Consider the following 14,150-nt stretch of genomic DNA (forward strand, 5'->3'; position numbering starts at 1 on the left):
CCGCCTGCTACAGCTATGTCCCGGTTCATATCGACTGCCGTCCAGCAAAAAAAGTTCACACAAGGTTGCCACATCGTAACCGTTTGCTCTCCACTTGTGCTGCACTTGCGAAGACCTTCCGCCATTGGCTCTAACAGATCGGATCGAACCAATTCCATGGCTTTGAATGCCGAAACCAGCCCGCCCGGGGGCGAGGCACACGGTAGCCACCACGTTCCTACCTTTCGCGACTTCCTTCGCTGGGCGCGCCAGGTGCTGGGACCGGATTCGGGTTTCATCCGCCTCGCGCTGGTCTTTGGCGTGGCGATCTCGCTGCTCTCGCTGGCAACGCCGATATCGGTTCAGCTTCTGATAAATTCGGTTGCGAACACTGCGCTTCCGGCGCCGTTGCTGACCCTTGCCGCGATACTGTTCGTTCTGCTCCTCTGTTGGGCCGTATTGAGCGCGTTCCGCGTGCATCTGCTGGCGCATTTCGAACGTCGTTTCTTCGCGCGGCTCGTGGCCGAGATCACGATGCGCGCGGTGCATGCTCAGAACCCGTTCTTCGTCGATGCGCGGCGTGGGGACCTGTTCAACCGGTTCTTCGACATGGGCGTCGTGCAGAAATCACTGACAAGCCTGCTGATCGCCGGATTCACGATCGTCCTGCAAAGCATCGTGGGGCTGGTGGTGACGAGCTTCTACCACCCGTTCTTCCTCGCCTTCAATCTGGTGCTGACGATCACCGTACTGGTGATATGGCGAGTCTGGGCAAATTCCTCGATCGCAAGCGCCGTGGCCAAGAGCCATGCAAAACACGCCACCGCCCACTGGCTGGGAACGGTCGGCGCCTCGAACGGCGTCTACAAGTCGAGCCGCCACATGGCTTTCGCCATTGCCCGGTCGGAAGACATGACGGCCGGATACGTCGCCGCCCATCGCCGACACTTCCACTATACCTTCGGACAGACGATCGCATTGCTGCTGCTCTACGCACTGGCAAGCGCAGGTCTTCTGGCGATGGGGGGCTGGCTGATTCTTCAGGGAGAACTTTCGATCGGCCAGCTGGTGGCGGCAGAACTGATCCTGTCGGGGGTGTTCTATGGCGTTGCGCAACTGGGCACTTACCTTGAGGTCTTCTACGAAATGGCCGGCAGCCTCGAGGAGTTGCACCTGTTCTGGGAAGTGCCGCAGGAAGCCATACCGCAGCCCGACGCAGCCTGTCCGCCTGATGGCTCGATCCGGCTGCGTGATGTTCGCCACGGCGGCAACCGCTATGACTTTGCCGTTCCGGCTGGCGCGCAGGTCGGCGTGATCGCAGAGCCTGGCGTTGATCGCAGCCTTGCTGCGCTGCTGAAGCGGCTTGAGGTGCCCAAGAGCGGCTTCGTGTCGGTTGGTGGCGCGGACCTCGGCACGCTCGACATGTATCGCCTGCGCTCCGACATCATCGTGCTTGATCGCCCGACGATCGTCGAGATGTCGGTGCGCCAGTACCTGTCGCTCAGTGCGCCGGGCCAAGCCGAGGCGATGCTGGAAGCGCTCGAACTGGTCGGGCTGGATCGGCGGATCGGTTCGCTTGAAGGCGGCCTTGATGCCCTGCTGTCCACTTCGGGCTGGCCGCTGTCGATCGGAGAGACAATGGCGCTCAAGCTGGCTGGCGCGGTGCTGGCCCGGCCGCGCGTGCTGATGCTCTCGGCGATCTACGATATGCTCCCGCCCGAACGGCTGGACCGAGTGCTCGAAGCGCTGCGCCCGCATGGCACCACGGTGCTCCAGTTCACAGGGCGCCCACAGGGCCTTGGCCGCGACATGTGGCTATGGCTCGGGGCATCGGAACAACGACAGGGCGCAACGCCGCAAGCGGTCGTGCCGACCCGCGAAGGGGACGTCTGAGCCATGGCTGCACCATCAAGCTCCCACCGTGCCCACGACTTTCCCGGCTTCGGTACGCTTGCGTCGCTGAAGGTGCCCCGCACCACACGCGCGCTTGGCCGGATGATCCTTGTGTCGATCCCCCTGATCCTGATCCTGCTGTTTGCGGTTGACTGGGTGCAGACGGCTCCTGGCCGCGGTGAGGTGATCGCTCTCAATCCCGAGGATCGCGTGCAGCAGGTGACTGCCTTGGTCCCGGGCCGCGTGGAAAAGTGGTACGTGGTCGATGGCCAACAGGTGCGAAAGGGTGATCCGATTGCCCGGATCATCGACAACGACCCCATGCTCCTGTCACGCCTGGGCGCCGAGCGTGAGCAGGTTCTCGCCCAGATCGCGGCTGCAGAACAGGCGATGACAACCGCTCGTCTCGACGTAAACCGCTTTTCGGCTCTCTACGCCGAAGGCCTGGCTGCGCGGCGCGATTATGAATCTGCGCAGATCAAGGTGGCCGAACTCAATGCAAAGCTGGCCGAGACCCGTGCCAAGCTCAACAAGGTCGATATCGCACTTGGCCGGCAATCGGCGCAGTTGGTTCGCGCGCCGCACGATGGACGGATTCAGTCGCTCAACACCGCCGCCGGTGCAACGCTGGTGAGCGCAGGCGACATGCTGGCGACCCTCGCACCAGATAACGCACAGCGCGTTGTCGAACTACTGGTCGATGGCCGGGATGTCGCGCTGGTCCGCAAGGGACAACCGGTGCGGCTGCACTTTGAAGGCTGGCCGGCGATCCAGTTCAGCGGCTGGCCCTCAGTGGCGCAAGGGATGTTCGATGGCAGGGTGTTGACCGTTGACCCTTCGGCGCAGACGAACGGCCTGTTCCGCGTGCTGGTCGAGCCGGCGCCAGGCAAGCCTGCCTGGCCGGACGTCAACTACGCGCGTCTAGGGTCGAAAGTGCGTGGCTGGATCCAGATGGAAACCGTCAGCATCGGCTACGAACTATGGCGCCAGCTGAACGACTTCCCGCTCGAATTCCCGACGCCCGTCGATCCCGGTCCTCGCAAGGGTACAGCAGCCAAGGCCCTGTCGGACAAGGACGCGGCAAAGCGTAAGAGCGCGAAGTCGGGCAGCTATGAAAGCGACGGTTACGGGAGCGAGGACGCGAAATGATCCGCCGCCTGCCCCTGCGGATCGCGCTGGGACTGGTCGTGGCGCTTGCCGGGGCTCTGCCGCCGGCAGCTGCCCAGACAAGTATCGCACCACCGGCGAAGGGAACTGCCACCTCTCCCGAGCTCACCCTGCGCGACGTGCTGGAATCATCGGCCGCGCACGCGCCGCAGATTCTCGAAGCCATGGCAAGGCAACGTCAGGCAGACGCGCGTGCGCTGACGGCAGAAGGCGCGTTCGATCTGGTCTTCAATGCCGAGGCGAACCTTCGGCCACTTGGCTATTATGATGGGTCCACGGCAGAAGTTTCGGCCTATCGACCACTGCAGAACAACGGCGGCCAGATCTATGGCGGCTATCGCGTCTCCAGCGGCAGCTTCGCCAGCTATGACGGCAAGCAGATCACCAACAAGCTGGGCGAGCTGAAGGCGGGTGGGGTGTTCTCGCTCCTGCGCGACCGGGTGATCGACGAGCGTCGCGGCCGGCGTGAGCTGGCGCAAGGCGATATCGACCTTGCCGAACTCGACCGCGATCTTGTGGCAATCGGGGTTCAGCGCCGTGCGATCGATGCGTACCAGCAGTGGGTGGCCGCAGGTCTCCGCGTGCGCATCTATCGCGAGCTGTTCGAACTTGCCGAAGCGCGCCAGGCCTCGATCGAGCAGCAGATCCGGCTCGGCGCCCGCCCCGCCATTCTCGGGATCGAGAACCAGCAGAATATCATGCGCCGAAAGGGGCTGATGCTGCAGTGGGAGCAGAACCTGCAGATTCAGGCAACTGCGCTGTCGCTGTTCCTCCGTGATGGCCTTGGCCAGCCAGTCGTACCCTCGCCCGACCAGTTGCCGCGAATGCTGACCGATGGTGTCGTCCCCCGGCTGGTCGACCAGAACTCGGCCATCTCCGGGCGTCCTGACTACCAGACGATAATCACACGCATCGAGCAGGCGGGAATTCGCGCACGCCTTGCCGAAAACGAACTCAAGCCCCGTCTTGACGTGCGTGCCGAAGCATCGAAGGATTTCGGTCCTGGATCGCCGGTACGGCGTCCCCTCGAAGGGTCGGTTGGCGTACGCTTCTCGGTTCCGCTCGAACAGCGTGCGGCCAAGGGACGGATCGCCGAAGTGGCTGCCGAACAGGACGCCCTGTCGCTCCGCTTGCGCTTTCTGGAAGAGCAGATCGGCGTCGAAATCTCGAACCTGCGAACGCAAGTTGCCGGCGCAGAAAAGCTTGCGGGTCTCGCCACCGCCGAGGCGGCTCTTGCCCGCCGCATGGCCGAGGCCGAACGCCGGCGCTTCACCTTGGGGGCAAGCGATTTCCTGCTGGTCAATCTGCGCGAGGAATCGCTGGCCGATGCCACAATTCGCGAGATCGACGCGAAATATCGGCATGCCGCGGCACAGGCAGAACTCGTGGCGGCCTTGGCCGACCGCGAGCAATTAGGCCTCTAGGGGGTTTTCCGGAGGCGGCGGTTGGCGCTGATGCAACCGCCTTGTCCTAGTGCGGGACAAACCCTTCCGGAGCCGTCATGTCCGTCCTTGCCGCAGGGCTGTGCAGCCTACTTGCCACCTCGGTTGAAGCTGCCGCGCCAGCACCCGAAGCCGCGTCGGCTGGCGAGGCTTCTGCCGAAATCGTTGTGACGGCGCAGAAGCGCGCCGAGAACTTGAGCAAAGTTCCGCTGTCGCTTTCTGTGCTGGACGGTCAAACCGTTGCAGCCGCTCGCTTCACGCAGGCCGACGATCTCGTCAGCCGCATTCCCAACTTGCGCTTCAGCGCCACCGTCGGAGAAAATACCCCGATCTTTTCGTTGCGCGGCGTCTCCATGTCAGACTTCAGCCTGAACCAGGCAGGACCGGTCGCAGCGTATTACGACGAGGTCTACAAGGGAAACTTCGCGTTCTTGGGGCTGCAACTCTACGATCTTGCCCGGATCGAGGTCCTGCGCGGTCCGCAGGGGACGCTTTATGGCAAGAACACGACCGGAGGCGCGATCAACTATGTCGCCGAGAAGCCGCGTTTTGAAAATGGCGGATACCTGAGAGCAGGCCTTGGCAACTACAACCGGGCCGAAATGCAAGGCGCGTTGAACATTGCTGCAACCAGCACGATCGCAGCCCGCATCGCTTTCACCGCCGCCCGCGCCGATGGCTGGTTCCGCAATCGCCTGCCAGGGCAGGACGATCTTTCTTCAACGCGCGAGTATGGCGTCCGCGGCACGCTGCTGTGGGAACCGTCGGACCGCGCAGAAATCGTTCTGCGGCTGTCCACCAGTCTGCAGAATCCTCGCAATTACGGCAACTATTCCAAACCCGGCCCGGATGGTGTCGGCGCAGGGGTGTACGAGGCCTATGGGCAAGGCAGCAGCTACTTCCGCGAAGGACTGGGCCCACGCGAACTGGAAGCAAATTTCACCGCCCGCCGCCGTGCCCGCACCTGGTCTGCTGCCCTTACCGGCACATTTCGGCTGACCGACGCCCTGACACTGACCTCGGTCAGCGGGTGGGACCGCGGCAGCCTTTTCGTGCCAGAGGATACAGACGGCAGTCCGACCCGCGCCCTGGAGATCCCCTATACCGATCGCGGTACGCAGCTCGGCCAGGAGTTGCGCCTCGCATGGGATGATGGCGGACCTTTCAGCGCGATTGCTGGAATACACCACCACCGCGAAGATCTGTTCAACGCTACCGACCTCAACTTCTGGACTGATCTCGACGTTGACGGCAATGGACAGGTTGATGCCGGCGATTGCACCGCGAACAGCAGCCTGCTGGCCTGCGTCATTTCCAACCGGTTCGATCAGCAGAAGCGGTCGTGGGCAGCATTCGGCGATGCGCGCCTCAAGATCGCCCCACGTACAACGCTCCGCGGCGGATTGCGCTTCACGCATGACAGCGGCCTGCAAAGCGGCCTCACTTCGCAGGTGCGCGGTGTCGATGGCGTGCTGGTTGCGACCCTGATTCCCCCGCTCGACCGGCGGTTCTCGGGCAACAACCTTTCCGGCAAGGTGGGCCTGGATCAGGAACTGGAGGGCGGCACACTCCTGTTTGCCAGCTACAGCCGCGGCTATCGCGCAAGCGGATTCAACGCACAGGCCTTTTTCGACCCGGCAGAAGCCGGCGTCGCACGCCCGGAAACGATCGACGCCATCGAAGCAGGTTCGAAAGGCAAACTTGGCACGCTCGCGCTGTCATTCACAGCATTCCACTACATCTATCGGAACCAGCAGTTTCTGTCGGTCAATCCCGCTGACGCAACGCAAACACTGGTCAATCTTGACCGTTCGCGCATCTACGGAGCGGAACTGGAGATCGATGCGCGCCCGCACCCCGATGTCTTGTTGAGCGGCGGGCTGGGCTTGCTTCATGCACGTGCCATCAGCGGCCTGATCAGTGGTCTCGACGTGCGCGGGCATCATCTCTCGAATGCGCCTGCCGTCACTGCGAACGGTAGCGTCACGTGGACCGCGTGGTCAGATGGCAAGACGCGGATCATTTTGCGTGGTGACGCTTCCTATGTTTCCTCGCAGTACTTCGAGATCGTCAACATCCCGCGCCTGCGCCAAGGCGGATATGCGCTGATAGGCGCCGGTATCGACTATCAGCGCGGCGACTGGACCCTGTCGCTCTGGGGCAAGAACCTCACCGACAGGACGTACTTCACCTCACGCATCGATCTGTCAGGTTTCGGCTTCGACTACAATCACGTCGGAACGCCCCGGACCTGGGGCGCGAGCCTGCGGCGCAGTTTCTGACCAGACCTTGCCGTTCAGGCGGGTACGGGAAAGGCGATCGTGAAGGTCGTCCCTTGCCCTTCCCGTGATTTCACACTGATGCGCCCGCCGTGGAGTTCCATATAAAATCGCGCTGCATGAAGGCCTACGCCACTGCCCTTGATGCCCTTGGCATTGGCAGAGCGGAAGAAGCGCGTGAACAGCCGGGAGAGGTCTTGTGACGGGATACCGATGCCATGGTCGGCGACCGTCAGCAGGATTTCACCGCCCCGCTCGAAGCAGCGTATCTCGATCGGCTGGTCGGGCTGCGAATACTTGATGGCGTTGGACAACAGGTTGTCAAGCACGCGTTCGACCAATCCCGCATCGAGCATCAGCGTCGCGGCATCGGCCAATTCGACCACAAACGGGCGCGCGGGGTTCAATGCGCGCTGGTTGAGCAATGCCCGTTCGACAAGCGGCCGTAGCGCCATGCGCTCAGGCCGAAAGTCCACCCGGCCCTCGGCAATGCTGGCCCATCCTAGCGTGCGGTCAACCGCTGCAACCATTGCGCGGGTCGTCTCGCGGATCGTCTCGGAGCGCTCGGCAATCGGCGAACCGGGTTCGGCAAGCTTGCCTATGCGCCGCGCGGCACCGTCAATGACTGCCAGCGGTGTGCGGAAATCGTGGCTCGTTACGGACAAAAATTGCCGCTGCATCTCGGCAATGGCACGCTCACGCGCCAGAGATTTGTGAAGCCTGCGCTCCATGCGGTAGGCCCGTGTCACGTCCTGCTGAGTCATGATCAGCGAGATCCGGCCCGTCGCCGGATCCGTCAGGCGCCGCAGGCTTACGTCATGGACGAGAAAGGTTGGTCCAGCCAGGCGCAAGGTTGCATCGGCACTGCCCGCTTCGAGCGCGCTGCGCCTCAGTTGAGAAGCTTCCGCATGATTGGCGAACATGGCAAGGAAGTTGTCGAGACCTGGCAGATTGACCATGCCCAGCGCGTTGGCCAGCCGTTCCGCGGCAGGATTGTGCATGAGCCATTGGCCACTTTCCGTGACCAGCGAAATCATCAGCGGCGTCTGGCGAATAGCCTCGATTGCCCGCAACTCGGGTGAATTATCGACCTTTTCGTGATCCGGATTGCCCGCGTCGACCAGAACGGCAACGCGGTGATCGGGAAGCTGCACGCCTGACAGACGACAATCTCGTGAAGCCGGTTGGTTCTTGGGGTAAAATGTCCACTGTTCGCGGCGTGTTTCGCCGCATTCCATGGCCGCGCGCAAATTCGCCAGGCGATCGATCGTGCCGAGTGCAGCCGGGCTGAAGTCTCGCCCGCGCAATGCACTGGCGTCGGCCGCATGCCAGAATTGCAAGCCCGCGCTGTTGGCCCAATGCATCCGGTTGCGGTCGAAATCGTAGATCCACAGGACGCGGTCGACCAGATCCAGCAGCCTGAGCGCTCCATCATCTGCGACCGGTAGCGAGGTTGCATCAGCCCTGTCGGAGCAGGGCACAGTCTGGCGAGGCTGAGCTGGCATATGTAATTCCGCTTATCCTCCAGTAGCCCAAATTAGCATCTGCAATGATACCCGCCTCATTCCCAAGGGACTGGCCGGTACCTGTGAAGACACGGAACAAAACGCAGAATACACAAGTACCCTTGGTGCGCTGGCTCAGCGCGTCTTATCTGCGTACCGCCGTTATTCCACTTTGCCTTATCGAGCTCGGTTTCCTCTTGAGTTATTGGGCGACCGGTAATTTCACGTATCAACGTAACGTTCAGACCGTAAATCGGGTTTCAGAACAATATCTTGTCGACATCGCTGCGCGAGAGGCAGCAAACATCGATGCAACGCTGAGCGGCATTGAAGGGCTTGCGAGGATTCTTTCGCTGGAGACGAAGGAAGCTCTGGCCACCCCATGGAAGCCGGACACTGCCGAGAAGGCCCGTTACCACATAGGTCCCGATGGCGTGTTTCATACGATCCGCGGTGGCCCGGACGACACCGCCAGTTTCTACAGCGGTTACGTCCCAGTCGGACGCAAGCAGATCGAGAAAGCCTGGCAGACCGGCCAGCTTGATCACACCATGCGTCACATCAAGACGGCATCACCCTTGGTACGGCAGGTGTATCTGAACACCTGGGACAGCTACAACCGCATCTATCCCTATTTCAACGTGCTCGAGCAATACGCGCCGCGCATGAACATCCCGTCCTACAACTTCTTCTACGAGGCGGACGCATCGCATAACCCCGCGCGCAAGGTCGTATGGACCGACGCCTACGTCGATCCTGCCGGGAGCGGCTGGATGGTTTCCGCAGTCGCGCCGGTCTATTCATCGCGCAAACTTGAGGCAGTCGTCGGAATAGACCTGACGATCGACACGATCGTGAAACGCATCCTTTCGCTCAATCTGCCCTGGCAGGGGTATGCCATGCTGATCGGCCGCGACGGTACGATCCTTGCGCTGCCCCCTGCAGGCGAAAAGGATCTCGACCTAGCCGAACTCAAGAACCACGATTATGCTGAAGCGATCGTTTCGGACACCTTCAAGCCTGATCGCTTCAACATTGCCCGGCGGCCGGAATTGCGCGAACTCGAGCGCGCTGTGCGTGCGGGGCGCGCGAAGGTCAGCCACATCAACCTTGCGGGCCGTGATATGCTCGCCACCACCTCGTCGGTAACCGGGCCGGGCTGGTCGCTGGTCGTCGTCGCCCCGGCGGCGCGCATTCTCGCTGATGCCAACTACCTCCACGATCAGCTAGTTACGGTTGGCGTTATTATGTTATTGATCCTGCTGGCATTTTATGTCGTCTTCTTTGCCTTCCTGCTTTGGAGGGCACGAGTCATGAGCCGCCGAGTCGCCGAGCCATTGCTGGCGATCGAGCAGTTGATCGACCGAATTGGCGCTGGTCATTACAGCCAGGCAGCCCCCCAATTCGGAGTGCGCGAAATTGACAATCTTTCTGCGCGGCTAGCCGACATGGGCCAGCGGCTTGGCGATGCGCATGACGTGATAGTCGAGCAGCAAGCTGAAATGGCAGGCACTCTCGAGAGCGAGCGTCGGGTCACCAGCGGCCAGCGCCGCTTCATCCAGATCCTCAGCCACGAGTTCCGCACGCCTTTGACGGTCATCGACAGTTGCGGACAGATCCTGCGTCGTCGTGCCGACCGGCTCACGGCGCAGGGAGTGGTAGAGCGATCTGACATGATCCGCGGAGCCGCGGGAAGGATCCGCGAGGTCATGCAGAGCGCCCTGCAGCTGGTGCAGATGGAAGATGGCAAGACCACCTGTCACCCAGCGCCGACCTCACCCGGTAGCCTGCTTCGCGATGCTGTGGCGTCAGCCCAAGGCACGCGCCATGTTACCATCGAGATTTCTCCAGAAGCGGAAACGGCAGCGGTCTTCGTCGATCGTGTCCTGGTTCATTCCGCTCTGGCGGCGATCATCGAAAACGCCTGCCGCTACTCGCCGGATACTGCACCGGTGACCGTCACCGCCGAAATCGATGGGGATCGCTGTATCGTGACAGTCACGGATCAGGGCAGCGGAATTTCTCCCGAGGACCTGCCGATGGTCCAGGAACGCTTTTACCGCGGATCGAACAGTACGGCTGTGGCGGGAGCCGGGACCGGTCTTTATCTCGCCAGCAGTCTGCTGGATGCAAATGGTGGGCTGCTCTCGATCCAGTCCGAGGTTGGCAAGGGCACGTGCGTCACCGCCAGCCTGCCCTTGGCCAAGGCAACAACCACCGAATTCTGGGAGGCTGCGTGATGGGGGTCTATTCACCCGAGAACTTCAGGGTGCTGTGCATCGAGGACGAGCCGGACATCCTGCGCGATCTGGCAGACGAGCTGGCCGACCATGGCTTTCGCGTGGATCAGGCTTGCAGCGCGGAGGCAGCTCTCGGCAAGATTTCGGCGTCCATGCCCGATCTGGTCATTTGCGACATGCAGATGCCGGGCATGAACGGCTTGCAACTGCTTGAAAATCTGCGCGCCCACAAGGATGCGCGCGCTCTGGTACCTTTCGTCTTCCTGACGGCATTCAGCGATCGCGAGACGGTCATCAACGGCCGCAAAGCCGGGGCCGACGACTATCTGGTAAAGCCTGTCGATTACGACCTGCTGATCGCGACAGTGGAGAGTCACCTCAGCAACGCTGCGCAGCGAGCCGCTGCGGCGAAGCAATCGGCGGTGGCGAACGGGACCGTTTCGCAGCGTGATGTTCTTGTCGAACGGCTGACGACCCTGTCGGCTGATGCAGCGCTCGCGGTGGTCAAGGCCGATAGCCACACGGAGGTTGCCCGGCGCTTTTCAGGGAACATCGACGCCGTCGTTGCCCGGCTGTCCCGCGCTGCAGGCGTCGAGGCGTTTCGGCTCAATGCCCATGGCTGGGCAGTGCTTGGCCTTGATTCGGCGCTTCTTGCCAGGACAATCGAACCACTGGTGCAATTGCGGCTGCGCGATACTTCCCGCAAGGGGTCGGCAAGGGCGACCCTGTCAGGCGTAATTGCCCCGGTCGGCAAGAACACGCCGGAGGACGAAGCCAACAGCCTCCTTGACCGGCTGATGGAATCGGCCCGCCTGCTGCAGCGCGAGGGTGGTGGACAGCTTCTTGAATTTGATGGCCCGGAGATGTCGGATGTGCGCCTTGCAAGCTCTATCCGTGCCGAGTTGATCACCGCCTTGCGACAGGGGCAGTTGCACGTCTGCTTTCAGCCCAAGGTCAGCGCCGGCAGCGGCGCTCCGCTTTCAGCCGAAGTGCTGGTCCGCTGGCAAAGTCCGATGCTTGGCCATCTCTCGCCTGCCACCTTCATCCCGGTGGTCGAACGCGCGGGCCTGCTTTCTCACCTCACGGACTGGGTTCTTCGGCAGGCCGCCGTCGCGCAGCTTCAGCTTGTGCGAAACGGGCTGCCACCACGCCTTGCGGTCAATATCGGCGGTTCGGAGTTTACCGCCGATCTGCCCGATCGCATTGCCGCGATCTTCGCCGAGCTCGGCGCGCGCGAAGATCTGCTCGAGGTCGAGGTAACCGAAACTTCGATGATGGCCGATCCGGGTCAGGCCGAGGGCATCGTGAACGCTCTTCATCAGCGTGGCATTGGCGTTGCCCTCGATGATTTCGGTACCGGCTATTCGTCGCTGAGCCACTTGCAGGCATGCCCTGTGGATACCATCAAGATCGACCGAAGCTTCGTCCAGGGCGTGGGAGAATCCGGTCCTGACCAGAAGATCGTCCTTGGCATCATCGGGCTTGCCCGATCTCTCGGCGTCGAGACCGTCGCGGAAGGGGTCGAGCTGGAATCGCAGCGCCGGTGGCTGGCCGCGCATGAGTGTGACACCCTGCAGGGATATGTCATTTCCCGGCCCCTGAGGTTCGAGGACTATTGCGCACTCCTGCGAGCTTGGCCGAAGGCGGCATAGCGTTTCGGCAAGACGGTGTAATTCGATAACCTCGCGAAACTCGCAAAGAGGCTGGCCGTTCTGCCATGAAACGCTTCTGGTTTCAGAAGCTCTTCCTGGAGCACATGATGGCAAGCCAGCCTACCAAAGATTTTTCCGACGCGCACACCGCGCAAACTTCGCTCGAAGGCCGCCGCGTCATCGTGACAGGCGGGTCAACCGGCATCGGCCGTGCCATTGCCGTGCTGTTGGCAAGCGAGGGCGCGCGCGTCTTCGTCTGCGGACGTGACGAACAGCACCTTGCCGATGGACTTCAGCGCATCAACGCAGTCGGTCAGGGCGACGGGGTTGCAGTGGACCTCGCCAAGCCTGAAGGCCTGCGTCGCTTCTTCTCGGCAGCCGACGCTTGGCTTGCCGGGCTGGACGTCGCAGTAATCAATGCTGCCGTTGGTGCAGAGACAGTGCTTGACGGCAACGAGGAAGAACTCCGCCATATCCTCGAGACCAATTTCGTTTCGTACCTGATCAGCGCGCGGGAAGCGGCGCGACGGATGCCCCACGGTGGGCACATTGTCCTGATCGGTTCGATGTCAGCGGAAACCCTGGGGGAGGGTGCATCGACCTATGTCGCGACAAAGGCCGGCATCCAGGGCTTTGCAACGTCGTTCCGCAAGGAAATGGCAGAGCGTAACATCAAGGTCTGTCTGATCGAACCCGGACGGACCGGGTCGGACATGCAGTACGAGAATTACAGCAGCCAGGAGCAGGCAGATGCCATCAACGCAGACGAGATGCTGCGTGCCGAAGATATCGCCGTGGCAACACAGTTCGTGCTGACCCAACCCGGTCGCACCGTGATTTCGCAAATGCTGGTGGAACCGCTCATCACCAAATAGCGACGGCACAGTTCCCATGTGCGCTGACCATGTTTGCAGCGGCACACATGGGGAACCTGCATGTTCGCCAATCAGCCGTTGCTGCCAGGATCAGTCGCGCGTCGCGCCGACGTGGGCCTGCCCCCTTGCCCGAGCCAGCTTTTCCTGCCGGTTCCGTTCGCGCGCCGAGGCTCGCTGTCGGTCGGACTTTTCATGGTAGCATGCCTCGCACGAGACGCCGTCCTCATACAATGGGGACGCACGCCCTTCATCATTGATGGGGCGACGACAGGCGCGGCACAGGACATGCGTGCCAAGTGCCAGACCGTGCCCCACCGTCACCCGCTCGTCGAAGACAAAGCATTCGCCGCGCCACAGGCTTTCCCGCTCGGGCACCTCCTCGAGGTATTTGAGAATGCCGCCCTTGAGGTGATAGACTTCCTCGATCCCCTCGGCCTTGAGGAAAGCGGTCGACTTCTCGCAACGGATTCCACCGGTGCAGAACATGGCGACCTTGGGTGGCTTGCCATCGCCCATGAGACGCTCGCGCTCGCGCCGAAACCATTCGGGAAATTCGCTGAACGACGTGGTCCCCGGGTCAATCGCGCCGGCAAATGTCCCTGCCCCGACTTCGTAGTGATTGCGGGTATCGATGACGATAGTCCCGGGATCGCTGATCAGCGCGTTCCAGTCCTGGGGCGCGACATAGGTCCCGACACTCGCGCGAGGGTCGATGCCCTCGACGCCCATCGTCACGATCTCACGCTTGATGCGGACCTTCATGCGATAGAAGGGCATAGACGCCGCTACGGAGAACTTGACGTCGGTTCCGGCAAGGTCCGGCTGCGAGCGGATGAAAGCTATGACCGTGGCGAGTTTGTCCTGCGCCCCGGCGATCGTACCATTGATACCTTCCCCGGCTACCAGCAGCGTCCCCTTGATCCCGTTCGTCCTGCACAGGATCTCGAGTTCGTCCCGCAAGGCGCGGGGATCGGCAATGGGAGCGAAGCGATAGAGCGCGGCAACGGCTACGGGCGATTCCATGCCGCTCCCCTTAATCCGAACCTTGCGCAAACGCCACCTGCGCAGGCGCGCCATTGCCTGCCCTTGGCGCGACAATGCCTCGAAACTTTGCATTG

The 14,150-nt window shown here is 62.0% G+C and carries 9 protein-coding genes; 7 read left to right on the forward strand and 2 right to left on the reverse strand.

Going from position 1 to position 14,150, the window contains the following annotated elements; genetic code table 11:
• Nucleotides 1-156 precede the first annotated feature (156 nt).
• From B9A23_RS04170 to B9A23_RS04185, 4 genes are all read left to right on the forward strand, one after another.
• Complete coding sequence (locus B9A23_RS04170) at nt 157-1,872, forward strand: ABC transporter transmembrane domain-containing protein (protein ID WP_139797314.1); 1,716 nt, start codon at nt 157-159, stop codon at nt 1,870-1,872.
• 3 nt (nt 1,873-1,875) lie between these two features.
• Nucleotides 1,876-3,021: an efflux RND transporter periplasmic adaptor subunit gene (locus tag B9A23_RS04175; protein ID WP_084277617.1), complete on the forward strand. Its 1,146-nt coding sequence runs from the start codon at nt 1,876-1,878 to the stop codon at nt 3,019-3,021.
• A complete protein-coding gene (locus tag B9A23_RS04180) occupies nt 3,018-4,463 on the forward strand; it encodes a TolC family protein (protein ID WP_084277618.1) in 1,446 nt (481 codons plus the stop codon). Before B9A23_RS04175 ends, B9A23_RS04180 begins: the two co-directional genes overlap by 4 nt.
• Nucleotides 4,464-4,540: 77 nt before the next feature.
• A complete protein-coding gene (locus B9A23_RS04185) occupies nt 4,541-6,763 on the forward strand; it encodes a TonB-dependent receptor (protein ID WP_084277619.1) in 2,223 nt (740 codons plus the stop codon).
• 14 nt (nt 6,764-6,777) lie between these two features.
• Here the strand turns inward: B9A23_RS04185 and B9A23_RS04190 are convergent, their stop codons facing one another.
• Nucleotides 6,778-8,265, reverse strand: a complete 1,488-nt coding sequence (locus B9A23_RS04190) for a sensor histidine kinase (RefSeq protein WP_084277620.1) — start codon at nt 8,263-8,265, stop codon at nt 6,778-6,780.
• Between the two features lie 197 nt (nt 8,266-8,462).
• On the opposite strand from B9A23_RS04190, the gene B9A23_RS04195 reads away from it, so the two are divergent.
• The 3 genes from B9A23_RS04195 to B9A23_RS04205 all read left to right on the forward strand — a co-directional run bounded on the left by B9A23_RS04195 (nt 8,463) and on the right by B9A23_RS04205 (nt 13,032).
• Nucleotides 8,463-10,505 carry a sensor histidine kinase gene (locus B9A23_RS04195; protein WP_254894975.1) on the forward strand — a complete coding sequence of 681 codons (2,043 nt, stop codon included), beginning with the start codon at nt 8,463-8,465 and terminating at the stop codon, nt 10,503-10,505.
• Nucleotides 10,505-12,157 (forward strand): two-component system response regulator, encoded by a 1,653-nt coding sequence (locus B9A23_RS04200; RefSeq protein WP_084277622.1) that lies wholly within the window; start codon nt 10,505-10,507, stop codon nt 12,155-12,157. The genes B9A23_RS04195 and B9A23_RS04200 overlap by 1 nt, the downstream gene beginning before the upstream one ends.
• Before the next feature lie 107 nt (nt 12,158-12,264).
• Nucleotides 12,265-13,032 (forward strand): SDR family oxidoreductase, encoded by a 768-nt coding sequence (locus tag B9A23_RS04205; protein ID WP_084277879.1) that lies wholly within the window; start codon nt 12,265-12,267, stop codon nt 13,030-13,032.
• 90 nt (nt 13,033-13,122) lie between these two features.
• Here B9A23_RS04205 and B9A23_RS04210 read toward each other — a convergent pair whose 3' ends face one another.
• Nucleotides 13,123-14,055, reverse strand: a complete 933-nt coding sequence (locus B9A23_RS04210; protein ID WP_084277623.1) for an oxygen-dependent tRNA uridine(34) hydroxylase TrhO — start codon at nt 14,053-14,055, stop codon at nt 13,123-13,125.
• Between the last annotated feature and the right edge of the window lie 95 nt (nt 14,056-14,150).

It is taken from the genome of Novosphingobium sp. B1, from assembly GCF_900176395.1.
Taxonomy (GTDB): Bacteria; Pseudomonadota; Alphaproteobacteria; order Sphingomonadales; family Sphingomonadaceae; genus Novosphingobium.

Bases quoted from the DNA above. Each gene is read 5' to 3' on its own strand.
- B9A23_RS04170 (WP_139797314.1), top strand. From the start codon at position 157: ATGGCTTTGAATGCCGAAACCAGCCCGCCCGGGGGCGAGGCACACGGT.
- B9A23_RS04175 (WP_084277617.1), top strand. From the start codon at position 1,876: ATGGCTGCACCATCAAGCTCCCACCGTGCCCACGACTTTCCCGGCTTC.
- B9A23_RS04180 (WP_084277618.1), top strand. From the start codon at position 3,018: ATGATCCGCCGCCTGCCCCTGCGGATCGCGCTGGGACTGGTCGTGGCG.
- B9A23_RS04185 (WP_084277619.1), top strand. From the start codon at position 4,541: ATGTCCGTCCTTGCCGCAGGGCTGTGCAGCCTACTTGCCACCTCGGTT.
- B9A23_RS04190 (WP_084277620.1), bottom strand. From the start codon at position 8,265: ATGCCAGCTCAGCCTCGCCAGACTGTGCCCTGCTCCGACAGGGCTGAT.
- B9A23_RS04200 (WP_084277622.1), top strand. From the start codon at position 10,505: ATGGGGGTCTATTCACCCGAGAACTTCAGGGTGCTGTGCATCGAGGAC.
- B9A23_RS04205 (WP_084277879.1), top strand. From the start codon at position 12,265: ATGGCAAGCCAGCCTACCAAAGATTTTTCCGACGCGCACACCGCGCAA.
- B9A23_RS04210 (WP_084277623.1), bottom strand. From the start codon at position 14,055: ATGGAATCGCCCGTAGCCGTTGCCGCGCTCTATCGCTTCGCTCCCATT.